This is a genomic window from Novosphingobium lentum NBRC 107847 (assembly GCF_001590965.1).
In the GTDB taxonomy this organism is placed as follows: Bacteria; Pseudomonadota; Alphaproteobacteria; order Sphingomonadales; family Sphingomonadaceae; genus Novosphingobium; species Novosphingobium lentum.
Genome location: NZ_BCTW01000004.1, coordinates 101,452 through 126,230, shown reverse-complemented (window position 1 = coordinate 126,230; position 24,779 = coordinate 101,452). Strand labels below are relative to the sequence as shown.

Here is a 24,779-nt window from a genome sequence, read left to right as displayed (position 1 = left end):
GTGCTTTTGGCTCAGAAGCCGAAGAATGACCTCAAATCTCGATGAGCGGTTCGCGCGCGGCCGCATCCGGCGGCAGCAGCCCGGCATGGCGCGGATCGGGCAGGATTTCGACCGAGCGGGCAAAGGCGGTGAAGCCCTGCCGGATGTAGAACCCCAGCGCGCGCGGATCGTCGAGCGTGCAGGTGTGCACCCATACGCGGCCCACGGCGGGCATCCCGCCCTGCTGCGGCCGCCACGCCAGCTGCAGCGCACGCTTCATCAGCCAGCGGCCCAGCCCGCGCCCGGACGCCGCGCGGGTCAGCCCGAAGAACGCGATCAGGCATTCGCCCGGGGTGCGGAAATCGAGTTCGAGCATCCCGACCTCCATCCGCGCCGCATCGGTCACGACGAAGACTTCGACCGCCGGATCGTTGAGGATGGCGCCGAGCGCGACATCGTCCACCCGCAACCGCGAGGACCACAGCCACGGCGCGCCGATGGCCACGAACAACGCGCGGTACTTCGCCACATCCGGCGCCCGCCACCGCGCCATCTGCAGCGGCACGTCGGTTTCCGGCGACAACCGCCGCAGTCCCGCCGGCGGCACGGTCATCTCCAGCGCCGTCACGATGCACGCCAGATCGGCCGGATCGACCGCGTGGAACCCATGCGCCAGCGGAGGTCCGGTCACGTCCATCGGCCTATTTCGCCGCCGTTTTCTTGGCCTTGTGCTCGGCGAGCAGGCCATCGATCTCGACGATGCGCAGCCGCTCGGGCGTGTCACGCGGCAGGCCCTTGAGGCGGCACGTGGCCCACAACGCCTTGCGTTCGGATTCGAGCGCCTTGAGGTAGAGATCGGCCATCGGGGTTCCTTGTGCGCGCAGTTCCGGCGCAGCTTGCTTGGCGTTTAGCCGATTGCGGCGCGGGACAACAGCGATGCGACGAACATAAATCCGTCGCTCCAGCGCAAGCTGGAGCCTATCCGGGCTCGCCGCTGAACGCGGACTGGGTATCAACTAGGACAGCGTGGATGGGCCCCAGCCTGCGCTGGGGCGACGGAGATTAAACGATAGGGATTTGGGATTTCAGCGCGGATCGATATTGGCGAGACTGGATCACCCAGCCCGCTGAAAATAGACATTACGAATGACATTTCGCGCCTCGCAACTACGCCAATAGCACGCGATCAAGACGAGGTCGTTTCCCACCCTGTAATAAGGGCGTGAGCCTTCGCGAAATGTGTTGAATCCATAATCGCCCGGATGTTCGAACCGATATTCATCGCTCTTGCAGCCTTTGGAAATGGCTTCGCCATTCTGATAGGCCTTATCCTGACAATTCGCGGGCGCAGCATACTTTGCAGCCAAGATATGCGGGAATGGCTTTAACTTGTGGTTTGCCGAGGCCACCGCAGTGACGACCAATCCGGCACAAATCACCCAACTGAACGGATTCACATGTCGTTTTGGCGCTGGCGATTTGGTCATGAATTCAGCGCTTAAGACACTTCGGTTAATATCCCATCAACTCCAAACCGCCTCGGGCGGCAAACTCATCAGGATCGCGTCGATGTTGCCGCCGGTCTTCAGCCCGAACAATGTCCCCCGGTCATAGACCAGGTTGAACTCGGCATAGCGCCCGCGCCATTGCAGCTGGGTGAGCTTGTCCTCCGGCGTGAACTCCATCCCCATGCGCCGCCGCACCAGCCGGGGGTACACGTAGAGGAATGCCTCGCCCACGTCGCGGGTGAAGGCGAAGTTGGCGTCGAAGCCCGCGTCATCGGCGCATTCGAGGTGGTCGTAGAAGATACCGCCAACGCCGCGATGGACCTTGCGGTGGGGAATGTAGAAATAGTCGTCTGCCCACGCCTTGAACCGGTCGTAGTAATCGGCCCCGTGCGCATCGCACGCCCCCTTGAACGCGGCGTGGAACTCTGCGGTGTCGTCCGTGTAAGGGATTGGCGGGTTGAGATCGCCGCCGCCGCCGAACCACGCCTTGCTCGTCGTCAAAAACCGCGTGTTCATGTGGACGGCGGGCACGTGCGGGTTGGCCATGTGCGCGACCAGGCTGATGCCGGTGGCGGTGAAGCCGGGATTGTCCGCCGCCGCGCCGTGGATCGTGCCCGCGAATTCGGGGGCGAACGCGCCGCCCACGGTCGAGACATTGACGCCGACTTTCTCGAACACTTTGCCCTTCATCACCGCGCGCACGCCGCCTCCGCCATCGGTCACGGCAGCACCATCGGCCTCGCGGTCCCACGCGGTGTATTCGAACGCGGCATCGCTGCCCGCCTCGCGCTCGATCGCCTCGAACGCAGAGCAGATGCGGGTGCGCAAGGCTTCGAACCAGCTGCGCGCGCGCTCGGTCCTGGGGGTGGCGGGGTCGGTCCAGTCGGTCATCGCCCCAGCGCTTGCCAAAGGACGGGCGCTGCGGCAAGAGCGCTGCATGGTTCCCCTTTCGTTCGCACCGTTCGACTTTGCCGGGCAGGAATGGCTGCTGTCGCCCGGGCGCGCGCTGTACTGGCCGCGCGAGCGGGCGCTGCTGGTGGCGGACCTGCACCTCGAAAAGGCGAGCTTCTTTGCCCGCCATGGCCAGATGCTGCCGCCCTACGACAGCCGCGAGACGCTGGAGCGCGTGGCGCTGGCGATCCGCGCCACCGGTGCGCGGCGGGTGTTCTGCCTGGGCGACAATTTCCATGACAGCGCCGGGCCCGAACGGCTCGAACCGCATGCGGCGGGGATGCTGTCGGCGCTGACCCGCGCAACCGACTGGGTGTGGATCACCGGCAACCACGACGCTGGCCTGGGTGGTGAGGCGTACGGCGCGGCCGACAATCTCGCCGGCGGCACGCTCGCCGATGAGCTGGCCGTCGCGGGCGTGATCCTGCGTCACCGCGCGAAAGCGGGCGAGACCGCGCCCGAACTCTCGGGCCACTACCACCCCCGGCTGCGCGTGGACGTGCGCGGGCGGCGGATTGCGCGGCCATGTCTGGTGGTCGCCACGCCATCCACCGACCTTGCCGGCAACGACCGTGCGGACCACCGGGGCGGGCGGATGATCCTGCCCGCGTTCGGTGCGCTGACCGGGGGGATGGACGCCGGCGATCCGGCGATCCTTTCGGCCCTGCAGCCCGCGCGTGCGATCGACGCCTTTGTTCCCGCCGCCGGACGTCTGGCGCAGTTCCCGCTGTGGCGAGCGGCCGCCTGACGCGCCCGCAAACGCCCCGGCCCGCTTAGCGCTTTATCTGTGGCCGCTTTGTGATATGAGCGCGCCCAGTCAAGAGATTCCCGCCAGTCCCGAAATCGTTACGGAGAAAGACTTATAGCCCCCCCACCCCGGCGTATGATGACGCCCCCCGTCAAGAGCGGGCCACGCTTCAATACCATGATCACGTCCGACAAGGTCCGCGTGATCGATGAGAACGGCGAAAACATCGGTGTCATGTACACCCGCGAAGCGATTGCACAGGCAGCCGAAGTAGGGCTCGACCTGGTTGAGGTTTCGCCCAACGCCGATCCGCCGGTGTGCAAGTTCCTCGATGTCGGCAAGTTCCGCTACGAAGCGCAGAAAAAGGCCAACGCCGCGCGCAAGTCGCAGAAGACGCAGGAGATCAAGGAGATCAAGATGCGTCCCAACATCGATGACCACGATTACGATGTGAAGATGCGCAACGTGCTCCGCTTCATCGACGATGGCGACAAGGTCAAGATCACGCTGCGGTTTCGCGGGCGCGAACTGTCGCACCAGCAGCTGGGCATGAACCTGCTCAAGCGCGTGCAGGAAGATGTGGCCGAAGTGGCCAAGGTCGAAGCCTTCCCGCGCATGGAAGGCCGCCAGATGCTGATGGTGCTGGCGCCAAAATAACACGCTGCTATCGATACTTGCACAAGGCTGGCCTGCGGCACACCCGCCGGCTTCGCCTTGTGCGGTGTCGCAAAATCATTGCTGATAGTTAACATTCCGCTTTGCCCGCCGGTTCTATCTGGTAGGCTTGCGTCAAGTCCACCGACGGATTCGCGACGTTCCATCGTCCGCCATGTGCCTTCCCGCACAGTGGATCCGTCAGAATCGGGCAATAAACGGTCGTCGTTGATGTTTTTCACAGACCGGAGGCTTGCCGTGCGCAGGATCACGAAGTTCATACCAAAAGGGATCGTCCCCACGGGCAAGGCCGGTGTCATCGGCCTGACCGCGCTGCTGCTTGTTCCCGGCAGCCTGGCCTTGGGCGCCGATCACCTCGACCCGCCCGGCCGCACCGATGCGGCGGTCGATACCACGCCTGATGTGCCCGCCGACATTGCCGACGTATTCGCCTGGCACAGCAACGGCACGGTCAAGATCGCGATGACCTTCGCCGGGCCGCAACCGGTCGGTGCACCAATGTTCTATGACCGCAACGTGCTCTACAAGATCAACATTTCCAACGCCTTGCCCGCTGACACCGCCGACATCGTGATCAAGGCGCGGTTCGGCAAGGGATCGGGCGCGAACGACTGGGGGGTGCGTTTCGAAGGTATTCCCGGTGTCAACGGCACGATCGAGGGACCGGTGGAACAGACATTGGTCAAGGACGGGGTCAAAGCCCGCGTCGGCCTGTTCGACGAACCGTTCTTCTTCGACCTGATCGGCTTCCGCGAGACCAAGTCGCTCTCGACGATCCGCATCCGCAACGACCGCAACTTCTTCGACGGCCAGAACGACACCGCGATCGTGCTCGAAATTCCCGAGGCCAACTTCGGCACCAACCCCACGCCGCTGGGCATCTGGGGCCAGACTCTTCGCTTCGGAGGGCAGCTGTGATGAACACCAACCGTTTCAGCGCTTTGCGCCGCCCGCTGGGCCGCGCGATGTTCGCCGCCACGCCGCTGGCGCTGGCCATGATGCTCGCCGCCTGCGGAGACCAGGGTGCCGGCAGCATCGTCGTCGTGCCTGCGCCTGCGCCATCCACTTCGGCGCCCACCCCCACGCCGTCCACAACTGGCACTGCCGTGAAATACGATGTGCTGCCCTGCTTCAATCAGGTGATCCCGGGAACCGGCGGCCAGACGCCGCTGTCGGTGATCATCCCCGATACGCTCAAGCTCGACCTGACCAAGGCGTCCGGTTTCCCCAACGGCCGCACGCTGACCGATCCGGTGGTCGATGTCACGTTGGCGGTGCTGTTCCTTGACGTCAACGCCGGCGGGCAGAGCCCCAAGACGCTGGCCAACATCCCGCTCGATCCGCCCGGCAACGACCGGCCGTTCAGCCTGACCTTCCCGTACCTGGCGCCGCCGCAGGGCACGCCGGCGGTGGCCAGCGGCGTGGGCAGCAACTTCGACTTCCGCTCCGATGCGGACAGCGCCTACGTCAACGTCGATCGCATGGGCAACCCGGCGGTCGCCACCGCGCTGATCAGTTCGTCGATGAAGGCGGCGTACAACGATGCCAACCCGACCGTCGACGCCACCCAGAAGTTCGTCCCCGAAGAAGCATCCGAGCTGACCAAGCTGTTCGATGAAATCGGCGACGACCTGACCGGGCTCGGCCTGAAAATCTGCGCGAAGACATCGTGATGAACGGGCTGGCCACGCGGGGGACGTCCTGATGGCCAGTCTGGCGGGACCACCTCCCACCACGCGGCGGTTGCCCGCGTGGTGGCTGCTCCCGGCAGCGGCGCTGCTGGTGGCGGTGGGCGGGCTGGCGGAACAACGGTGGCACGACCATTTGCGTTCCGCCGATCCCGATCCGGTGACGATCCATCCGGGCTATGGTCCGGGCAGCTACAGCGTGGCGCTCGCGGCGGTCAACGTGCGGGTCGATGGCGCGCGCCAGCATCTTCTGCTCGGGCCCGGAGAATGGCTGCGGCTGGAGGCGCTGGGCCGCGCACTGATCGCGCGGTATCGGCTGACCGGCAGTTACGAGGACATGGCCGAATCGGACAAGGTACTTGATACCGCGATGGCCGCCGCGCCGTCTCCGGCGGGCCCTTCGCTGTCGCGCGCGGCGGTGTCGCTGCTGATCCATCGCCTGCCTGCGGGCGAAACCGCGCTGGCCCGGTTCGATGCGCAGAAGCAGGCGTCGGGCGACGACGAGATCGCCGAAGCGACCGCGCTGCGCGGCGATATCGCGATGCAGCGCGGGCAATTGCAGAACGCCGCCGATCACTACACCGCCGCCGCCAAGCTGACCGACAGCCCCGGCATCGTGCTGCGGCGCGCGATGCTGGCCCAGCGCACCGGCGACCGCGAGACCGCGCGCAAGCTGGTCGATCCGCTGCTTGCGGCCAAGCGCCAGTCGCCCGGCCTGCTGACCGAAGTGGCGTTGCAGCGCGCCGGCATCGCCTATTCGCAGGGCGACTGGCAAACCGCGGGCCTGTGGGTGCGCGAGGCCGACCGCGTGTTTCCCGGTCGCTGGCTGAGCCAGGCCTATCTGGCACAGCAGCTGGCGGTGGAGGGCAAGACCGACGCCGCCGCAAAGCTGTACACCCAGATCGCCACCCGCACGCAGGCGCCCGAAGTGATGGACGCGCTGGCGCACCTGCTGCGCCTGCAGGGCCGCGCTGCCGAAAGCCGCGCATGGGCGAGCCGCGCCGGAGCGATCTGGGACGCGCGGATGAAACTGCTGCCCGAAGCCGCCGCCGCGCACGCGGTGGAACACGAACTGGCGGTCGGCGATCCGCAACGCGCACTCGGCTGGGCCCGCGACGATGTGGCGCGCCGTCCCTATGGCCAGACCATCGGGCTGTATGTCCGCGCGCTGCTGCTCACCGGCAACCCCGCCGAAGCGCTGCGCTGGATCGAGCGGGCCAAGGCGCAAGGCTGGCGCACCGGGCTCATGGCGCTGCAGGAAGCCGAAACGCTCGAGGCGCTGGGCCGCACCGACGATGCCGCGGTGGCGCGCAAGCAGGCGCTGCGGCTCAACCCGCACATCGCCGACCCCGCCGCGCTGTATGTGTGGTTTGGCCACGACTGATCGAACATAGATGCATTCGATTGCCAAATCGATGCCTGCTTGCACAGTCGAGATAATCTTACGATTGTCAGGAACCAATATTCGGCTGCGCGCTTGGAAACATGAGAAGATTAACGGCAGATAAATAAATTTGCATCCGGTCGAGGTCGCTCGCCGTATCTCCCACGTCTAGCAAGGGGATTGTCATGCAAAGACCGACCAGTCGCTTCATCAAAGCCGGAGGGGGTGGCATCGCCGCCGTCGCTGCTTTGCTTCTGGTGACGGGCCAAGCCGCCCGCACCGCCGACCACCTCGATCCGCCGGCCCGCACCGATCCGGCAGTCGATTCCACGCCCGATACACCCGCCGACATTGCCGACGTGTTCACCTGGTATGACGCCACCAACGTCAACTTCGTGATCACCTTCGCCGGGCCGAGTTCGCCGACGCAGCCCGCGTTCTACGATCGCGATGTGCTCTATACGCTCAACCTCTCGACCCAGAAGGCGGGAACCACTGCCGACATCCCGATCACCTTCCGCTTCGGCAAAGGTGCGGGCGCCAACGATTTCGGCATCCAGGCCAGCGGCATTCCCGGCGTGACCGGCACGCTGGAAGGACCGGTCGAATCCACGCTGACCAAAAGCGGGGTCAGCCTGCGCGCCGGGCTGTTCGACGATCCGTTCTTCTTCGACCTCCAGGGGTTCAAGGACACCAAATCGACCGGCACGCTGATGTTCAACAAGACGCGCAACTTCTTCGACGGCAAGAACGACACCGCCATCGTGCTGTCGATCCCGCGCGCCAACTTCACCACCAGCAACATCAGCGCGTGGTTTACCACCGCTCGCTTCGGAGGGCAGCTGTGATGGAACACCGTAACGCAACCGCCCGCGCCGCGCTTCGCCGCGCCGCCTTGCTGCTCGCGCCGCTGGCCCTGCCTTTCGCGCTCGGCGCGTGCGGCGGGGACTACAACATGAGCGGCGTCGTCGTCATGCCCAGCCCGACACCGACCCCCACGCCAACCCCCACACCGACGCCGACCGCCACCGGCGCAAGCTACGATGTGAGCGCCTGCCTCAGCCAGGTCATCCCCGGCACCGGCGGCGCAACGCCGGCCTCGCTGGTGGTGCCCGATGTGCTGAAGCTCGACTTCACCCAGCCGTCGGGCTTTCCCAACGGGCGTCAGCTGGCCGATCCGGTGGTGGACGTAACGCTCGCCGTGCTGCTGCTCGACGTCAACGCGGCGGGACAGAGCCCGGCGACGTTCGCCACCCTGCCGCTCAATCCACCGGCGAGCGACAAGGCACCCTCGGCTACGTTCCCGTTCCTGGCGCCGCCGCAGGGCACGCCGCAACTGGCCAGTGGCACCGGCACGGGGTTCAACTTCCGCACCGATGCGCCATCGGCCTACGTGCGGGTGGATCGGATGGGGATGCCCGCAGTCGCCACGGCGCTGATCGGCAGCGCCATGAAGACCGCCTACAACGACGCCAACCCGTCCGATGATGCCGCGGGCACCTTCGTCCCCGAGCTCAAGGCCACTTTGACCACGCTGACCAACGAGCTGGGCGATGACCTGACCGGACTGGGCTTGAAACCCTGCGCCAAGCCGAACTAGCAAGGACCGAACCAGGACCGTTTCGTCCGCCGGTGCCGGACCGGTTGCCTTCCATGGCAACCGGTCCGGCACCGGATGTCCTTTTCGCAGGAGCCCGGCGCTTGCATCGATCGACCGGTATTCGCCTGCTCGCCGCCATCGCCGCGCTGTTGCTGGGCGTGACGCTGTGCGGGCCGGCGGCGGCGCACCTCACGCCCAATTCGGAAATCCGGCTCGATTTCAGCCCCGGCTCGGTCGCCGCCGACATCGTCGTGCCGCAAAGCGAGTTCGGCTATGCCACCGCGCTGCCGACCGACAATTCGCCCGCCAGCCTTGCGCAAGCGCAGCGCTATCTCGAACGCAACGTCGCGGTGATCGCGCCCGACGGGCGGCACTGGGCGCTGACCATCGACAAGATCGAATTTGCCGAGATCATCGGCCCGCCCGATCTGCACGCCACCGCGCACATCACCCCCCCGCCGGGCGCCACCGACCGCCGCTTCACTTTCGAATGGCACGCATTGACCCGCGAAGTGCCAACGCATTTCGCGCTGCTGGTGATCGGCGAGGATCTGGCCGGGCACACCACCGGCGGCCGCGAACTGGTCGGTGCGCTCACCGCCGCGCGGCCGCTGCTCAGCGTCGATCGCGGCACGCCGAGCAGCCTGCGCCTGCTGGTCAACGCGTTGCGGCTGGGCGCGCAGCACATCGCGGGCGGGCATGACCACTTGCTGTTCCTGCTGGCGCTGCTGCTGCCCGCGCCGCTGCTGGCGGCGGGATACGCCGGGCCGGGCCGGTGGAGCGGCCGCTGGGGTGGCCCGCGCCCGTCGCGCGACACGCTGCGGCGGCTGGCGCTGATCGTCACCGCATTCACTTGCGGGCACAGCCTGACGCTGATCGCGGCCGCCCTGTTCAGCGCGCACCTGCCCGCGCCGCCGGTCGAAGCGGGGATCGCGCTGTCGGTGCTGATCTCGGCGGTCCACGCGGGCAAGCCAATCTTTCCGGGGCGCGAGCCGCTGGTCGCGCTGCTGTTCGGGCTGGTGCACGGGCTGGCTTTCGCCACGGTGATTTCCAACTTCGGACTTGATGCGAGCACCCGCGCCATCGCCATCCTCGGCTTCAATCTGGGGATCGAGGCGGTGCAGCTGCTGGTGGTGCTGTGTGCGCTGCCCGCGCTGCTGTTTGCCGCCAATTCCAGCCACTACACCCCGGTGCGGGTGACGCTGGCGACGCTGATCGGGATCGCTGCGGCAGTGTGGCTGGTCGAACGCGTCAGCGGCACCACCACCCCGCTGTCCGCCGCGTTCGAGGTGGCGATCCCGTGGTGCTTTGCCGCAGTCGTTGCCGCCTCGGCTTTGGTGCTGCTGCGCTCCGCCGTGTTGCGCCTGCCTGCGAGGGGGCTGGCCAGGCCGGTCTAGACAGGTTACAATTGCAACCATTACGGCATGCCTTGCGTGCCGCCCTCCCCTGTTGCGGATACCCCTGCCATGACCGACCTGCCCACGTCCCGCCGCCTGCCCAAGGCGAAGATCGAAACGCTCGGCGGCCGCCCGCTGAAGCCATCGACGCTGATGATGGGCCACGGCTATGATCCCACATTGTCCGAAGGCGCGCTCAAGCCGCCGATCTTCCTGACCTCGACGTTCGCGTTCCCCAGCGCCGCCGACGGCAAGCGCCACTTCGAGCAGCTTACCGGCAAGCGCCCCGGCGACGCGGCGGGCCTGGTCTATTCGCGCTTCAACGGACCCAACCAGGAAATCCTCGAGGACCGGCTCTCGGTGTGGGACGGGGCGGAGGATTCGCTGGTGTTCTCCAGCGGCATGTCGGCCATCGCCACGCTGCTGCTGGCGTACTGTTCGCAAGGCGACGTGATCGTCCATTCGGGCCCGCTGTATGCCGCGACCGAAAGCTACATCGCCAAGATCCTGTCGCGGTTCGGCATCGGCTATGTCGACTTTCCCGCCGGCGCCACGCGCGATGAACTCGACGCGGTGATCGAGCAGGCGCAGGACCTCGCCGCCCAACAGGGTGGCAAGATCGCGATGATCTACCTCGAAAGCCCCGCCAACCCGACCAACGCGCTGGTCGACATCGAAGCGGTCGCCGCCGCGCGCGACGCGGTGCTGGGTGAGGATGGCGCCGCCGCCACCCCGATCGCGATCGACAATACCTTCCTGGGACCGCTGTGGCAGCGCCCGCTCGATCATGGCGCGGACATCGTGGTCTATTCGCTGACCAAGTACGCGGGCGGACACTCCGATCTTGTCGCGGGCGGCCTGTCGGGCGGGCAGCGCTGGATGGACCCCGTGCGATCGTTGCGCAACACGATGGGCACGATCTGCGATCCCAACACCGCGTGGATGCTGTTGCGCAGCCTGGAAACGCTGGAACTGCGCATGACCCGCGCGGGCGAGAATGCCGAGAAAGTCTGCGCGATGCTGAAGGACCATCCCAAGGTTGCGGGGCTGGGCTACCTCGGCCTTAACTCCGACGCGCGCCAGCAGGACATCTTCGCGCGCCATTGCACCGGCGCGGGCAGCACGTTTTCGCTGTTCATCAAGGGCGGCGAGGCGGAAAGCTTCGCGTTCCTCGACGCGCTGCGCATCGCCAAGCTGGCGGTGAGCCTGGGCGGGACAGAGACGCTCGCCAGCCACCCGGCGGCGATGACGCATCTGTCGGTGCCCGATGCGCGCAAGGCGATGCTGGGCATCACCGACAACCTGGTGCGCATCTCGATCGGCATCGAGGATCCCGACGACCTGATCGCGGACTTCGAGCAGGCGCTCTCGATGGTCTGACGCCCTCACCCGCTGGACAAGCACGGCGCGCCGGTCCACCATCCGGGCGGCGGATTTCCGGGGGTCTTACGGGTTGGGCAAGAACGGATCGACGTTCGCGAACGAGGCGAACACCGTGCTGGGTTCGCCGCAGCGACTGCTGGCCGGAACGCTGGTCTATGTGCTGGTGGTGTTCCTGGCCGCCACGGTGGGCTACATCGCGGCGGGCTGGCCGCCGGGCGATGCCGCCTACATGGTGCTGCTTACGATCTTTTCGGTCGGCTATGGCGAAGTCCGGCCGCTCAACACCGATTACCTGCGGCTGCTGACCGCCGTGACGATCGTGCTGGGCTGCACCGGCATGATCATCCTCACCGGTGCGCTGGTGCAGGTGTTCACGCTTTTTCAATTCCGCAGGCTGCTGGGGACCGACCGCATGATGAACGACATCGAAAAGCTTGAGGATCACGTGATCGTGTGCGGCTATGGCCGCATCGGCGTGCAGCTGGCCAAGGCGCTGCACGAGGCGCGGCGCGGGTTCCTGGTGCTCGAACGCAGCGCCGAAAAGGCGGCGGAAGCGCGCGCGCACGGCTTCCTGTGCCTGGTCGGTGAGGCGACGGACGAGGACGTGCTGAAGCTGGCGGGCGTGATGCGCGCCAGCGTGCTGGCGACGGTGCTGCCCGACGATGCCGCCAACGTGTTCATCACGCTGTCCGCCCGCAACCTCAACCCGTCGATCGAGATCATCGCGCGCGGCGAGGCGCCGACCACCGAGAGCAAGCTGTTCCACGCCGGCGCGACCGAAGTGGTGCTGCCCACGCACATCGGCGCCGAACGCATCGTCGAGCTGATCCTCTACCCCGCGACCAGCAACGTCATGACCGATTCCGCGCAGATGTCGGAGATGAAGCGCAGCCTGCACGATTTCGGGCTCGATCTCGAAGTGGTCGAGGCCAGGCCCGATGGCGCGCTGACCGGCGAAAGCGTCGGCGACGCCGAGCGCCGCTCGAACGGCGGATTCTTCATCGTCCAGATCGACCGCGCCAACGGCCAGTCGATCGCCCACCCCGGCGAGGATGTGCGCATCGAACCCAATGACACCGTGCTGCTGGTGGTGCGTGGCAGCCGCCTGGCCGCCGGCGCGCTGTTCTCCGAACCCGCCCGGCCGATGCGCATGGGGCGGGCGTAACGCGCATCCGCTGCATGTCGTGGCCGGGTTGACCGGCTTTCCGGCGGTTCAGGACCGATCGGTCGCAAGGTCCGAAGCAACTATCGCATAGAACCGCTCGGGTGGTTGCCAGCGATCCGCGAGGTGCTTCTCTCCCCAACGCGCGAGTTCCTGGACGACCGGCAACAAGTCCGCACCCTTCGGCGTCAGGCGGTAGGCCCCCCGGATCGAGCCCTGCCGCACGCGGTCGGCGACGATCAGGTCACAGGCTTCCATCCGCGACAGACGATCGGACAGAATGTTGGTCGCGATCCTTTCCGGCTGACGCGCGAGATCGGAATAACTCGTCGCGCCCATCATCATCGAGCGCAAGATCACCAGCGTCCATTTGTCGCCGACAAGATCGAGCGCCGAAGCAATCGGGCAGCCGGAGCGAAAGTGCTTCATATCTCCTCGATGGATTCTAACTTGCAAAATGCAAGAACAAAATCGATGATCAGGCAACGATTCGGAAGGGGAACATTGCGATGCTGCCGATTACGACCTTGCTGGCCGCGCTTGCTGCGGTGGCCCTCGTCGGCCTCAGCTTTTCGGTAAGCCTGAAGCGGATGAAAGCGGGAACCGATATCGGCACGGGCGACGATCCGGGCCTGCTGCGCCGCATCCGTGCCCAGGGCAACTTTGTGGAATACGTTCCGCTGGCGCTGATCCTGTGTGCTCTCGCCGAATTTCGCGGAGCCTCGCCAGCCGCGCTCTGGACATTGGCGGGGCTGTTGGTGGTGGGGCGCGCAGCGCATGCCACAGGAATGCTGTCGGGCTCAACGCCGCTGCGGGCCATCGGCATAATGGCCACGTACGGAGCGTTGCTGACCGGCGCCGTCGCAGCGCTTTCGGCCTGATCGCCCGTTTGCCCGGTCGGCAGACGAGGGGCGCGGGACGGACGGGAAGAACCGTAACGCGGGTTGGGTAACCCCGGCGTTGCCCGCTACCCGTGCGCGCCGAAGTGGTTGGCGATGGCCACCGCGATGCGCAAGTTCAGCGCCTGCGCGCGTTCGATCGGATCGATGAACCGCGCGCGGATCGCGCCGTAGTCTTCCGCGCCATGGTCGGGATAGTCGCTCGGCTCGTCCACGCTGAAGTCGGTCACCTCGGGCTCGACCACCGGATAGGCGCGGCGCAGTTGCGCCAGCGCATCGTCGACGCGTAGCGACAGCACCATTTCCAGCACGTCGTCGCGGCTGACGTCGTTGCTGCGCGAGAACGGCGGCACCTGTACCGAGCGCAGGAACATGTGCATCAACAGGCACAACCGCAGCGCCTGCAGCAGCGCGATCGTGCGGCGTTCGTCATCGGCGGTGCGATAGCCCTCGTCGGGTTCGGCCGGGACCAGCGCCAGCAGGCGGTGCAGCTTCATCCAGTCCACCCGCAGCCGCGACACCAGCCGCCGGAAAACGCCCGCGCGATCATCCTTGGTGAGGTATTCGGCCAGCGCGAGGCAGGCGGATTCCAGCTGCGTCTCGGTGCCGCGATAGGGGCGGCTGGCCCAGTAGGCGGAGTTGAACAGCTCGCCATGCGCGGCCACGGTCTTGATCGACGCCAGCCCGTTGGCGGCGCGAAGCAGGCGCACCAGCTGGCGGCCGCGCCCCGAGCGGCCGAGCAGTTCGGCGATCGCTTCCGCCTCCTCGCCCGCCGCCGTGCCCGCGCCGGCGATGATGTTGACCGGATAGCCCAGCTGCTGGAGGATGGCGTTGTGCGGGATCGCGCGGATCTGGCGCAAGCTCATCGTGCGGTCGCCGCCAAGGTCCGACTGGCGGCGCGACACGCGGCTGCCGGTGACTTTCAGCAAGCCCAGCCCGAACGCGGTGACCGCGCGCGAATAGGTCGCGCTCTCGAGGAAATCGCGCTGCACCCGGCGGATCGAGCGGTAGAAATCGAGGCTTAGGTCGGTGCGGTCGTAGAACGGGTCCTGGCCCGTCTCGACCGCCAGCGCCTGTTCGGCCTCGACGATGCGCGCCAGCGTGGCGAGCGCGAGGTCGGGGCTGCGGAAGAACAGGTAGCCGTCGCCGCCCTGGAAGCTCGCCTCCGGTTCCAGCGGGATGCCCGCCTTGGTGAACCGCCCGCGCGCCCAGCGGCTCAGCGGCCACGACAGCCGGTCGGAAAATCCGGCAGGATGCGCCCCGCGACCCATCGATTCGCCGTGGGTGTTGAACACCAGCGCGGCGACGTCGGTCAGCCCGTTGGCCTTCATCGCCTCGGCCAGCCGGCCTTGCAGCCGCTCGATCGCCAGCGCTGCGGGCAATTGCCCGATGAACCGCCCGGCGTCGGAAAAGCCCGTCTGGATCGCCACACGCCCGCGCACCCGCGCGTAATCGCGGTAGGCCTGCTCGCTCAGCAGCGCCTCGAGGAAGCGGCCGCCGTGTTCCAGCGCGGTCTCGGTCTCGAACAGCGGCGAGACGTCGACTTTGTCCTCGATCCCGAACAGCCGCGCGAAATACAGCGCGGCGAGCACGGTCTGCGGCTGCTCGCATTCGGCGATCAGCATGCGGATCGGCGCATCGGCATCGATGTGGTGGAGGATCTGCGCCATCGCCAGGAACTGGCGCAGCGCGGTGGACGTCTCGATCGCCAGCGTGGCGAAGTTGATGCGCAGCGGCGTCACGTTGGCCAGCAGCTCGCGCAGTTTCGACAGCGCCCCCTTGCTGCCAAGGTCGAGCGTGCCCTCGGGGTCGATCCGGCGGCGCAGCGCATTGTGCAACTGCGAGGAATTGACGCGGAAGTGGATCCAGCCCAGCCCCAGTCCGTCGGCGCGCATCGCGGCGGCCAGCCCGGCCAGCGCAATGCCCGTTTCGCCCGCGCCGACCGCGTCGGCTTCCAGCCGTTCGATCAGCGGGGTCAGGCTGAGCAGCTTGGCCGGATCGTCCTGCGTCAGCTGGTTGGCCGCAACCGACATCGCCGCAGGATCGTCGAGCGGAACCGCGAACAGCCCGGCCATGGTCGCGCTGTGCGCCTGCGCCGCCTCCAGCGTGGCGACGAGCGGATGACCGGCGTCGATGGAGCGCAGCGTGGCGGCATAGCTATCCAGCCGTTGCGCCTTTTCGCGCAGGCGGAACGACAGGCTGGTGGTCCAGCCGATATCGGTGCGGCCGTCCATGTCATAGCCGACCCAGGTGGCGAAGCGGAACGGCAGCGGACGGAAATCGTGCCAGCGCTTGGGCCAGCGCGTGCGCGCGTGCGTCAGCAGCGCGGTGTTGATCGCGTCGCGCGCGGCGGCGGCGCGGGCGATCGCGGCGGAGACTTCGGCATGCTCGAACTCGAGCGTGATCTTGGGCCCTTCAGCGCTGGCATCGCACACCGCGACTTCGGCGGCGTCGCCCGCGGTCACGGCGGCGGCGACCGCGTCGGACTGCGCGGGGCTGAGCAGGAACGTGGGGTGCGCGGTGAACACCGCGTGCATCAGCGGGCGTTCCCAGCGCGCGCGGAACGCGTCGAACCCGTCCTCCTCGTTCAGCAGCCCTTCGATCCGCGCGATGTTTTCACCCGCATCGGTCGGCGCGACCAGCCGGCGCAGGCGCCGGGCGCGGCTGCGCAGCGCCTCGCACTCCAGATCGGCGACGATGGCCTCCATGGCATCGAGCCCGAACGGGCCGTCCGCACCCGGCCCGCCTTCGAGTTGACGCGACAGGTCGTGGCTGAGCTGGAACACCGGGTTGAACAGCGGGGTTTCGGCAGTCCGAGCGTGCAGGTCCTGCAACCGGTTGCGCAGTTCGTCGACGGTGCGCATCGGGCCGCTCATGAGCGGAGTGCCACGGCGGCGCGGGCAGCGGCCTCGATCGCCGCCTCGTCGGGCACGCCCTTGGGTACGACCCAGCTGCCGCCGACGCACAGCACTTTGTCGAACGCCAGCCATTCGGGTGCGGTGGCCACCGTGATCCCGCCGGTGGGACAGAACAGGCACTGGTGGAACGGCCCGGCGAGCGCCTTCAGCGCGGGCAATCCGCCCGAGGTCGAGGCGGGGAAGAACTTGAAGTGGGTGAGCCCCAGATCCATGCCGCGCATGATGTCGCCCGCCGTCGCAGTGCCCGGCAGGAACGGAATGCCGCTGGCGACCGCCGCCTTGCCCAGCGGCTTGGTCAGCCCCGGCGAGACGATGAATTCCGAGCCCGCGTCGATCGCGCGCGACAGGTCATCGGGGTTGTTGACCGTCCCCGCGCCGACAATCGCGCCGTCCACCGTCTTCATCGCCCGGATCACGTCGAGCGCGGCGGCGGTGCGCAGCGTCACCTCCAGCACGCGCAAGCCGCCTGCCACCAGCGCGCGCGCCACCGGAATGGCGTGGGCCACATCTTCTATCACCAGCACCGGGATCACCGGAGCCGTCCGCATGATGGTCTCGACAAGCTTCATCGCGGGGGCTCCTTGGCGCTCGGGGCGGAGGGGGAGCGCGCAGCCTATCGCGATTCGTCCGATTGTGCACCTGCTAAGAACCCGTGCGCACCTGCCGCATAGCTATGCGCGTCGCGCGGCGTACGGCGGCGTCCGGACCGTTGGTTTTCAGAGGCTTGGCGTTGTTCAGACCGCCGAACTGAAGCTGCGGACCTCGCTGCGGTAGCTGTCGAACACCGCTGCGATCGAGCGGGCATAAGCCTGCGATCCGCGCTGGAGGATAACGCGGTTCGCATCGAGTCGCACCAGATCGTGCGCAATGAACGGCGCGAGCCGGCCGGCGACCGTGTCGAGCAGCGCGGCCTCGACCGTCGCATCGCCCCGGCACAACAGCGCCTCGATCACCGCGCCGCGCGCGCGATCGTCGGCGCTGCGTTCGATCCCGCGCGTTCCCGACAGCCGCCCCGCCGCGGTCGCCGTGCGATAGGGGCCGGCGTTCTTGTCGTTCTGCACGAACAGGCCGGGGAACGCGCTGATCGCCGAAGCACCCAGCCCGATCAGCACCGGCGCGGGATCGTCGGTAAACCCCTGGAAGTTGCGCCGCATCGTGCCCGCCGCGCAGGCGCGGGCCAGCCCGTCGTCGGGCAGCGCGAAATGATCGAAGCCGATCGCGCGATAGCCTGCCGAGGTCAGGTGCGCGTGGCCTTGCGCCGCCATGCGGAAGCGCGCCCGCTGGTCGGGCAGGTTGCGCGCATCGATCCGCGCCTGCCGCGCGATCAGGTGCGGGACATGGGCATAACCGAACAGCGCGACGCGATCGGGCGCCATGGCGATGCTGCGGTCGATGGTGTCGGCCAGCACCGCGTCGTCCTGCCCGGGCAGCCCGTACATCAGGTCGAAGTTCAACGAACGGACGCCCGCGCGACGAAGGCCGTCGACCGCGCGGGCGATGGTTGCGGCAGGCTGCACGCGCCCGATAGCCTGCTGCACGCCTGGATCGAGCGTCTGCACGCCCAGGCTCGCCATCTCTATGCCGATGCCGCGGATGGCGGTGAACCAGTCGGCATCAAGGCTGCGCGGATCGAGCTCCAGCGACAGCACCGGTGCGTCCAGCCGCAAGTTGAGCACCAGCCGGTCGATCAGCCGCACGAAATCGGTCGGCGCGATCGCGTTGGGACTGCCGCCGCCGAACGCGATGCGCGACACGCGCACCGACGAATCGAGCTCACCCGCGACCAGTTCGATCTCGCGGTGCAGCGCCTCGAGGTAATGGGCGAGCCGCTGCGTGCGGTTGGCGGCACCGGTGTTGCAGCCGCAGTACCAGCAGATCCTGTCGCAATACGGAATGTGCAGATACAGCGAGACCGGGCCGCGCAACGCGCGCAGCCCCGCCAGCTGCGCGGGTGCGAAATCGTCGTCGCGAAATTCGGCGGCAGTGGGATAGCTGGTGTAGCGCGGCACCGCGCGTTCGAGCAGATCCGGGTAATAGGCCCAGCCCGCGAACGTCTCCGGCTCCGCTGCCCGATCAGGTGACACCTCAGGCGACATCGTCGTCCTCCTTGGTGCAGCAGCCTAGGTCGCCCGAGCGCTTGCGCATTGCGATATGACAAATCTTGGCGCAGCAGGTGCCGTCGTCGCGCGCGGGCTGGCGCAAGGGCAGCACGGGCAGCCGCAACGTGACCACGCGGCCACCGGCATGATCGCACAGCGGCACCAGCAGCACTTGCGCGCCGCTGGCCGGGGTCGGCGCGGCGATCTGCACCAGCGCGAGCGCGCCCAGCCCGCCGAGCAGCTTGCGTTTCACGGCAGGTCGTCCTCATCGATCAGGATGCGCGCCGCCGCGCCGTCGAGGTCGCTGAACTGCCCGCGCCGCAGCGCCCAGAAGAACGCGGCGAGGCCGAGCAAACCCATGCCCAGCGCGATCGGGATGAGGATGGCGATGCCGGTCATGGTCGTGGCCCGGTCATTTCGGCAGCCGCGCCAGCCGCAGCGAATTGGCGACCACCACCAGCGAGCTGATCGACATCGCCGCCGCCGCGATCAGCGGGTTGACCTTGCCCAGCACCGCCAGCGGCACCGCGCAGAAGTTGTAGCCGATCGCCAGCGCGAAGTTCTGCCGCACCACGCGCCCGGTGGCGCGCGCGGTGGCGATGGCGCGCGGCAGCGCCAGCAGCGAATCGCCGGTGAACACCACGTCCGCCGCCTGCCGCCCGACGTCGCTGGCGCTGCCCGGCGCGATCGAGGCGCTGGCGGTGGCAAGCGCGGGTCCGTCGTTGAGCCCGTCGCCGACCATCAGCACTTTCCAGCCGACGCGCTGAAGTCGCAGGATCGCCTCGCGCTTGTCGGCGGGCGAGGCGGCGGCCTGCGCGGTCAGCCCGGTCTCGCGCGCGATCACCGCGACCGAGGGCACGGTATCGCCCGACAGGATCGAGCAGCCGATGTTGAGTTGGTCGAGCCGCTTCAGCGCCTCTGCCGCGTCGGGGCGCAGCCGGTCGGAAAAGCCGATCAGCCGCGTCGGACGCCCGGCGATCGCCAGCGCCACGGCGGTGCCCGTGGCATAGCTCGGCCGGCCCAGCGTGACCACCGGCGCAGGCCCGCCGTCGTCCGCGCCTTCGGGCCAGGTGCCGCCGATGCCCCAGCCGGGTTGCTCGACCACGCCCGCCAGCACCGCCCCGCGCACCCCGCGCGCCGCCAGCGCGCGCGCCAGTCCCAGCGAAATCGGGTGGCGGCTGTGGCTCGCCAGCGCCAGCGCGACCGAGGCTTCGGCGGGCGACAGCGCATCGATCGCGGCGGCGTCGGGCGTCGGGCGGCCCAGCGTGAGCGAGCCGGTCTTGTCGAGCAGCGCGCGGTCGATCTCGGCCAGCCGTTCCAGCGCGGACCCGTCCTTGACCATGATCCCGCGCTTCATCAGCGCCCCGGCGGCGACCACTTGCGCCACGGGCACCGCCAGCCCCAGCGCGCACGGGCAGGTGATGATCAGCACGGCGATGGCGATCACCAGCGACTGGTGCCACCCCGCGCCCGCCACCAGCCAGCCGACCAGCGTCAGCGCCGCCAGCACATGCACCACCGGCGCATACAGCCGCGCGGCGCGATCGGCGATCCGCACATAAGTCGATCGCGATTGCCCGGCGGCCTCCATCAGCGCGGCGATCTCGGCCAGCGCAGTGCCGCGCCCGGCGGCGGTCACCCGCACATCGACCGGAGCATCGATGTTGAGCATCCCCGCCAGCACCGCCGCGCCCGGGCCTGCCGGAACCGGCGCGCTTTCCCCGGTGAGCAGCGACTGGTCGAAGCGCCCCTCGCCCGTCACGATCTCGCCATCGGCGGCCAGCCGCTCGCCGCTGGCGACGCGCATGACCATGCCCGGCAGCAGCGCCCGCGCCTCGACCCAGCCGGTTTCCCCGTTGGCGGCGATCACGGTCGCGCCCGCCGGTGCCTGGCGCAGCAGCGCATCGACGCCCGCGCGCGCCTTGTCGCGCATCGCCGCATCGAGCGCGCGGCCCGCGAGCAGGAACAGCAGCAGCATCAGCGTACCATCGAACCACGCGTCGTGCCCGCCGGTGATCGTCTCGTACAGCGACAGCCCGGTGGCCAGCGTGACCCCGATCGAGATCGGCACGTCCATGTTGGTGCGCCCGCGCCTGAGCGCGCCCAGCGCCGAGGCGAAGAACGGGCGCCCGGCAAACACGATCGCAGGCACGCCGATCGCGGCGGACAGCCAGTGGAACAGCGCGCGCGTCGCGCCGTCCGCCCCCGACCAGATGCTGACCGACAGCAGCATCACGTTCATCGCGGCAAACCCGGCCACCGCCAGCGGCGCGAGCAGCGGGCGCACGGCGGAGACGGGTGGTGTGCTCGCCTCGCGCGGCTGCGCCTCGAACCCGGCGGCGGCGAGCGCGGCGACCAGTTCGGGCGTAGCGAGGGCCGGATCGTGATCGACGCCCACGCTGCGCGCGGTGAGGTTGGCGCGCGCGGCGTGGACTCCCGGCAGCGCGGACAGGCCGCGCTCGATCTTGGCCATGCAGCCCGCACAGTGCATCGCCGGCACCGCCAGCTCGCTGTGCGTCCACGCGGGGTTGGCGGTCCGGGCGGCGGTCATGAAATGTCGCCGACCGTGCGCCACGTGCGGCCGTGGCTGACCAGCGTCAGGTGCAGCCGCCAGCGGCCTTGCGGCAGCCGCGCCGAATAGGTGCCCGGCGCATATTCGTGGAACGCCATCGGCACATCGGGGCGCTGGCCCAGCGGATGTTCGGCCAGGCCCTGCAGGGTCGCGCCCACGATCGGCTTGCCCGTGCGATCGACCGGCTGGACCACCGCCTCGCCCATCGCGCCGCGCGCGATCGTCACCTTCCAGCCCAGCGCTTCCTCGGCGCGGGCCTCATCCAGCCAGCCGTTGAACTTCTGGCTGGCGACATAGCTGTTTTCCACCACCGTGCCGCCGAAGGTGGAGATGGCAAAATGCGCCAGGGTAAAGTCCACCCCAATCACCACCGCGAAGAACGCCACGATCATCATCGCGGCGTGGCGTCCGGTCAGCGGTCCGGTGGTGAACGCGCGGATCATGCCGAACCGGCGGGCCCTGACGGTCATGGTGCGTCTCCCTGCGAGGTGGTGAAGCTGGTGTCGCGGCGCGCGCCGCCGCCTTCGCTGTCGAGCGCACGCAGCACCATGCCGAAATGCTGCGGCACGGCGTGCGCGCGGTCGGCCACGGCATAGACCCGCACGGTGCGCGTGGCGTCGGCGGGGACGGCGAGTTCCAGCACGCGGGTCGCGGCGGCAGCATCCATCTCGTCGTCATACAGCGCACCGCCGGGCAGGCCATCGAGCGCCAGAGTCATCCGGCGCGGGCGGTCCTCCATGTTGCGCAGCTTGATCGTGTAGCCGTTGCGCACCGAGCCGTTGCTCAGCGTCACGAACTGCGGGTTGCGGTCCTTGGCCACCGACACGTCGATCCGGGTGCGCGCGCCGAGCATGAACAGCATCGCCAGCCCGAGCGCGGACCACACGCCGAGATAGACGAGCATGCGCGGGCGCAGCAGCGTGCGCAGGATCGGCGTGGGTGCCTCACCACGTTTTTCCCGCACCGCATCGTCGAGCGTGGCGTAATCGATCAGCCCGCGCGGACGCCCGGTCTGCACCATCGCCCGGTCGCAGGCATCGATGCACAGCCCGCAGGTGATGCAGCCGATCTGCGGCCCTTCGCGGATGTCGATGCCGGTGGGGCACACCGCGACGCACTGCAGGCAATCGATGCAGTCTCCCAGCTTCTCGGCACCCAGCTTGGCATCGTCAGCCTTGTGCGCCTTGACCGAACCGCGCGGTTCGCCGCGCCAGTCCTTGTAGGTCACCAGCAGCGATTTCTCGTCGAGCATCGCGGTCTGGATGCGCGGCCACGGGCACATGTAGATGCACACCTGCTCGCGCATGAACCCGCCCAGCACGAACGTGGTCATCGTCAGCACGAACACCGTGGCATAAGCGACGGCGGCCGCCTGCCCGGTCCAGAAATCGTGGGTCAGCGTCGGCGCGTCGGCGAAATACAGGATCCACGCGCCGCCGGTCCAGAACGCGATGGTCAGGTAGATCGACCACTTGAGCAGCCGCCGCGCGATCTTGGCAGGGGTCCACGGCGCGGCCTGCAGGCGGATCTGCGCGTTGCGATCGCCGTCGATGAAGCGGTCGACATGCTGATAGAGGTCGGTCCAGACGGTTTGCGGGCAGGCATAGCCGCACCACGCCCGGCCCACCGCGCTCGTCACCAGGAACAGCCCGATGCCCGCCATGATCAGCAGGCCCGCGACGAAGTAGAACTCCTGCGGCCAGATCTCGATCGCGAACATGAAGAACCGGCGATGCGCCAGATCGACCAGCACCGCCTGGTTGGGCGCATACGGCCCGCGATCCCAGCGCAGCCACGGCGTGGCGTAATAGACCAGCAGGCACAGCGCCATCATTAGCCACTTGAACCGCCGGAAGCGCCCGTCGATCTTGCGCGGGAACACGCCCTTGCGCTTCTGGTAGTAGCCGATCTCAGATGCGTGATCGGTGGGGACAGGTGCGGGGCTGTTCATTTTGCCGTGCCCGCCGGCGCGGTTGCCGGAGCGGTCGGGGCCGATGCCGCTGGCGCATCCTCGCCGCCGCCCAGCGAGTGGACATAGGTCGCCAGCATCTTGATCGTCACCGGGCTGAGCCGCGCGCCCCAGTTGGGCATCTGGCCGTAACGCGCGTTGGTCACCGTCTCGGTCAGCGTCGCGCGGTCACCGCCGTAAAGCCAGATCGCATCGGTCAGGCGCGGCGCGCCCACGCTGCGGCTGCCCTCGCCGCCCGCGCCGTGGCACACCGCGCAGTTGGCGGCGAACAACGCCGTGCCGCGCGCCGCCGAAGCACCCGGCTTGTCCTGCCCGCTGATGACGCGCACATGGCTGACCACGTCCTGCACTTGCGCGGCGTTGAGGATGCCGTCGCGCCCGAATGCGGGCATCTGGCTGGTGCGGGTCTGCTTGTCGGCATCCTGCCGCACGCCGTGGGTCAAGGTATATTCGATCGCCTTGGCATCGCCGCCCCACAGCCAGTCATCGTCGTTGAGGTTGGGATAGCCCTTGCCGCCCGCCGCCCCTGCGCCGTGGCACTGCACGCAGTTGACCTTGAACGCGGCGCGCCCGCCGTCGATCGCCGCGCGCAGCAGCTTGGGATCGTTGGGCAGCTGCTCGATCGGCACGGCGGCCAGCGCCGCCATCTGCGGCCCGCGCCGCGCGTCCTCGGCCTGTATGTCGGCGGCCAGCGCGCCGCGGCTCGACCAGCCCCACAGGCCTTTCGACCCCGAATGGAGCATCGGGAACGCCGGGTAGACGATCACATAGCCGATCGCGAACGCGATGCAGGCGTAGAACGTCCACAGCCACCAGCGCGGCAGCGGGGTGTTGAGTTCCTCGATGCCGTCCCATTCGTGGCCCATCGTCTCGGTGCCGGTGGGCTCGTCGATGCGCTTGCGCGAATTGGCCCCGGTGTGCGGATCAGTCATCATCGTCGTCCTCGAAGATGGAAGTGGCGGCGGCCTGGTTGCGGTTGCTGGCGCCGGGCCGGAACGGCCACGCCACGAACAGGGTGAAGAACACCCCCATCGCCACCAGCCCCCAGCTGTCGGCCAGATGCCGCAGCGCGTCGTAGGTCTGCGTCGCGGTCATCACCGACCGCCCTCCTCGCCCGACTGCTCCTGCGCGGCGGCGGCGTTGACGTCGACCATCGCGCCCAAGACCTGCAGGTAGGCGACCAGCGCGTCCATCTCGGTCAGCCGGCCGGGGTTGCCGTCGAAGTCGCGGATGTTCGCCTTGCCATAGCGCCTGGCGAAATCGCCCGCGTCGAGCGTCGGATCAGCCTGCGCCTTGAGATCGTCGTTGGCCTTGGCGATGTCGGCCTTGGTGTAGGGAATGCCCACGTCGTACAGCGTCTGCAGTTCGGCCACCTGATCGCCCTGTTCGAGATCGCGATCGGCCAGGAACGCGTAGGTCGGCATTACCGATTCCGGCACCAGCGAACGCGGGTCTTTCAGGTGCTGGACATGCCACGCATCCGAATAGCGCCCGCCGACGCGCGCCAGATCGGGCCCCGTGCGCTTCGATCCCCACTGGAACGGATGGTCGTACATGCTCTCGGCGGCCAGGCTGTAGTGGCCGTAGCGTTCGACCTCGTCGCGGAACGGGCGGATCATCTGGCTGTGGCAGAGGTAGCACCCCTCGCGCACATAGATGTCGCGCCCGGCCTGTTCGAGCGGGGTGTAGGGGCGCATCCCCTTCACTTTCTCGATCGTGTTGTCGATCCAGAACAGCGGCGCGATTTCCACGATCCCGCCCACGATCACCGCAAGGAAGGCGAACACCGCCAGCAACGTGACGTTGCGCTCAAGCGTCTTGTGACGCTCCATGATGGACAAAGCCAT

At 68.1% G+C, this 24,779-nt stretch carries 27 protein-coding genes; 11 read left to right on the top strand and 16 right to left on the bottom strand.

Annotated elements, in window-relative coordinates; genetic code table 11:
* Window positions 1-31 precede the first annotated feature (31 nt).
* The 4 genes from NL2_RS04595 to hemF form a co-directional block, all read right to left on the bottom strand.
* Window positions 32-676, bottom strand: a complete 645-nt coding sequence (locus NL2_RS04595; RefSeq protein WP_068072218.1) for a GNAT family N-acetyltransferase — start codon at window positions 674-676, stop codon at window positions 32-34.
* Window positions 677-680: 4 nt separating this feature from the next.
* Entirely contained in the window at window positions 681-842 is a 162-nt protein-coding gene (locus NL2_RS21370) for a hypothetical protein (RefSeq protein WP_169799463.1), read from the bottom strand.
* 252 nt (window positions 843-1,094) lie between these two features.
* The gene (locus NL2_RS21020; RefSeq protein ID WP_157083028.1) at window positions 1,095-1,466 is read right to left on the bottom strand and encodes a hypothetical protein; all 372 of its coding nucleotides are present in this window, start codon (window positions 1,464-1,466) and stop codon (window positions 1,095-1,097) included.
* 36 nt (window positions 1,467-1,502) lie between these two features.
* Complete coding sequence (gene hemF, locus NL2_RS04590) at window positions 1,503-2,378, bottom strand: oxygen-dependent coproporphyrinogen oxidase (protein WP_068072215.1); 876 nt, start codon at window positions 2,376-2,378, stop codon at window positions 1,503-1,505.
* 46 nt (window positions 2,379-2,424) lie between these two features.
* Here hemF and pdeM point away from each other — a divergent pair, with 46 nt between their 5' ends.
* The 10 genes from pdeM to NL2_RS04540 all read left to right on the top strand — a co-directional run bounded on the left by pdeM (window position 2,425) and on the right by NL2_RS04540 (window position 12,478).
* Window positions 2,425-3,186 (top strand): ligase-associated DNA damage response endonuclease PdeM, encoded by a 762-nt coding sequence (pdeM, locus tag NL2_RS04585; protein ID WP_068072212.1) that lies wholly within the window; start codon window positions 2,425-2,427, stop codon window positions 3,184-3,186.
* 135 nt (window positions 3,187-3,321) lie between these two features.
* The gene (gene infC, locus NL2_RS04580) at window positions 3,322-3,843 is read left to right on the top strand and encodes a translation initiation factor IF-3 (RefSeq protein WP_068072209.1); all 522 of its coding nucleotides are present in this window, start codon (window positions 3,322-3,324) and stop codon (window positions 3,841-3,843) included.
* A 255-nt stretch (window positions 3,844-4,098) separates the two neighbouring features.
* Entirely contained in the window at window positions 4,099-4,779 is a 681-nt protein-coding gene (locus NL2_RS04575; RefSeq protein ID WP_157083027.1) for a hypothetical protein, read from the top strand.
* Window positions 4,779-5,534: a DUF4331 family protein gene (locus tag NL2_RS04570; protein ID WP_245647569.1), complete on the top strand. Its 756-nt coding sequence runs from the start codon at window positions 4,779-4,781 to the stop codon at window positions 5,532-5,534. Before NL2_RS04575 ends, NL2_RS04570 begins: the two co-directional genes overlap by 1 nt.
* Before the next feature lie 31 nt (window positions 5,535-5,565).
* Window positions 5,566-6,933, top strand: coding sequence for a tetratricopeptide repeat protein (locus NL2_RS04565; protein WP_157083026.1), 1,368 nt, complete (start codon window positions 5,566-5,568; stop codon window positions 6,931-6,933).
* 185 nt (window positions 6,934-7,118) lie between these two features.
* Entirely contained in the window at window positions 7,119-7,781 is a 663-nt protein-coding gene (locus NL2_RS04560) for a hypothetical protein (RefSeq protein WP_068072199.1), read from the top strand.
* On the top strand, window positions 7,781-8,533 hold the full coding sequence (locus NL2_RS04555) for a DUF4331 family protein (protein ID WP_068072197.1): 753 nt from the start codon (window positions 7,781-7,783) through the stop codon (window positions 8,531-8,533). The genes NL2_RS04560 and NL2_RS04555 overlap by 1 nt, the downstream gene beginning before the upstream one ends.
* A gap of 101 nt (window positions 8,534-8,634) precedes the next feature.
* Window positions 8,635-9,930, top strand: a complete 1,296-nt coding sequence (locus NL2_RS04550) for a HupE/UreJ family protein (protein WP_068072194.1) — start codon at window positions 8,635-8,637, stop codon at window positions 9,928-9,930.
* Window positions 9,931-9,999: 69 nt separating this feature from the next.
* Entirely contained in the window at window positions 10,000-11,310 is a 1,311-nt protein-coding gene (locus NL2_RS04545; protein WP_068072191.1) for a cystathionine gamma-synthase family protein, read from the top strand.
* Between the two features lie 115 nt (window positions 11,311-11,425).
* Complete coding sequence (locus NL2_RS04540; protein ID WP_245647568.1) at window positions 11,426-12,478, top strand: potassium channel family protein; 1,053 nt, start codon at window positions 11,426-11,428, stop codon at window positions 12,476-12,478.
* 48 nt (window positions 12,479-12,526) lie between these two features.
* Here the strand turns inward: NL2_RS04540 and NL2_RS04535 are convergent, their stop codons facing one another.
* Window positions 12,527-12,904 carry a winged helix-turn-helix transcriptional regulator gene (locus tag NL2_RS04535; protein ID WP_068072184.1) on the bottom strand — a complete coding sequence of 126 codons (378 nt, stop codon included), beginning with the start codon at window positions 12,902-12,904 and terminating at the stop codon, window positions 12,527-12,529.
* Window positions 12,905-12,984: 80 nt separating this feature from the next.
* On the opposite strand from NL2_RS04535, the gene NL2_RS04530 reads away from it, so the two are divergent.
* Window positions 12,985-13,356 (top strand): MAPEG family protein, encoded by a 372-nt coding sequence (locus NL2_RS04530; RefSeq protein ID WP_068072180.1) that lies wholly within the window; start codon window positions 12,985-12,987, stop codon window positions 13,354-13,356.
* A gap of 86 nt (window positions 13,357-13,442) precedes the next feature.
* Here NL2_RS04530 and NL2_RS04525 read toward each other — a convergent pair whose 3' ends face one another.
* From NL2_RS04525 to ccoO, 11 genes are all read right to left on the bottom strand, one after another.
* Complete coding sequence (locus NL2_RS04525; RefSeq protein ID WP_068072178.1) at window positions 13,443-16,250, bottom strand: phosphoenolpyruvate carboxylase; 2,808 nt, start codon at window positions 16,248-16,250, stop codon at window positions 13,443-13,445.
* Window positions 16,247-16,861 carry a bifunctional 4-hydroxy-2-oxoglutarate aldolase/2-dehydro-3-deoxy-phosphogluconate aldolase gene (eda, locus tag NL2_RS04520; RefSeq protein WP_068072175.1) on the bottom strand — a complete coding sequence of 205 codons (615 nt, stop codon included), beginning with the start codon at window positions 16,859-16,861 and terminating at the stop codon, window positions 16,247-16,249. The genes NL2_RS04525 and eda overlap by 4 nt, the downstream gene beginning before the upstream one ends.
* A 165-nt stretch (window positions 16,862-17,026) precedes the next feature.
* Entirely contained in the window at window positions 17,027-18,388 is a 1,362-nt protein-coding gene (locus tag NL2_RS04515) for a radical SAM protein (protein ID WP_068072173.1), read from the bottom strand.
* A complete protein-coding gene (locus NL2_RS04510) occupies window positions 18,378-18,644 on the bottom strand; it encodes a hypothetical protein (RefSeq protein WP_068072168.1) in 267 nt (88 codons plus the stop codon). Before NL2_RS04510 ends, NL2_RS04515 begins: the two co-directional genes overlap by 11 nt.
* Window positions 18,641-18,790: a cbb3-type cytochrome oxidase assembly protein CcoS gene (ccoS, locus tag NL2_RS04505; protein ID WP_068072165.1), complete on the bottom strand. Its 150-nt coding sequence runs from the start codon at window positions 18,788-18,790 to the stop codon at window positions 18,641-18,643. The genes NL2_RS04510 and ccoS overlap by 4 nt, the downstream gene beginning before the upstream one ends.
* A gap of 13 nt (window positions 18,791-18,803) precedes the next feature.
* A complete protein-coding gene (locus NL2_RS04500) occupies window positions 18,804-20,942 on the bottom strand; it encodes a heavy metal translocating P-type ATPase (RefSeq protein WP_068072160.1) in 2,139 nt (712 codons plus the stop codon).
* The gene (locus NL2_RS04495) at window positions 20,939-21,433 is read right to left on the bottom strand and encodes a FixH family protein (protein WP_245647567.1); all 495 of its coding nucleotides are present in this window, start codon (window positions 21,431-21,433) and stop codon (window positions 20,939-20,941) included. The genes NL2_RS04500 and NL2_RS04495 overlap by 4 nt, the downstream gene beginning before the upstream one ends.
* On the bottom strand, window positions 21,430-22,914 hold the full coding sequence (gene ccoG / locus NL2_RS04490) for a cytochrome c oxidase accessory protein CcoG (RefSeq protein WP_068072154.1): 1,485 nt from the start codon (window positions 22,912-22,914) through the stop codon (window positions 21,430-21,432). Before ccoG ends, NL2_RS04495 begins: the two co-directional genes overlap by 4 nt.
* The gene (ccoP, locus tag NL2_RS04485) at window positions 22,911-23,864 is read right to left on the bottom strand and encodes a cytochrome-c oxidase, cbb3-type subunit III (RefSeq protein WP_068072150.1); all 954 of its coding nucleotides are present in this window, start codon (window positions 23,862-23,864) and stop codon (window positions 22,911-22,913) included. The genes ccoG and ccoP overlap by 4 nt, the downstream gene beginning before the upstream one ends.
* The gene (locus NL2_RS04480) at window positions 23,857-24,027 is read right to left on the bottom strand and encodes a cbb3-type cytochrome c oxidase subunit 3 (protein ID WP_068072146.1); all 171 of its coding nucleotides are present in this window, start codon (window positions 24,025-24,027) and stop codon (window positions 23,857-23,859) included. The genes ccoP and NL2_RS04480 overlap by 8 nt, the downstream gene beginning before the upstream one ends.
* Window positions 24,027-24,779 carry a cytochrome-c oxidase, cbb3-type subunit II gene (gene ccoO, locus NL2_RS04475; RefSeq protein ID WP_068072141.1) on the bottom strand — a complete coding sequence of 251 codons (753 nt, stop codon included), beginning with the start codon at window positions 24,777-24,779 and terminating at the stop codon, window positions 24,027-24,029. Before ccoO ends, NL2_RS04480 begins: the two co-directional genes overlap by 1 nt.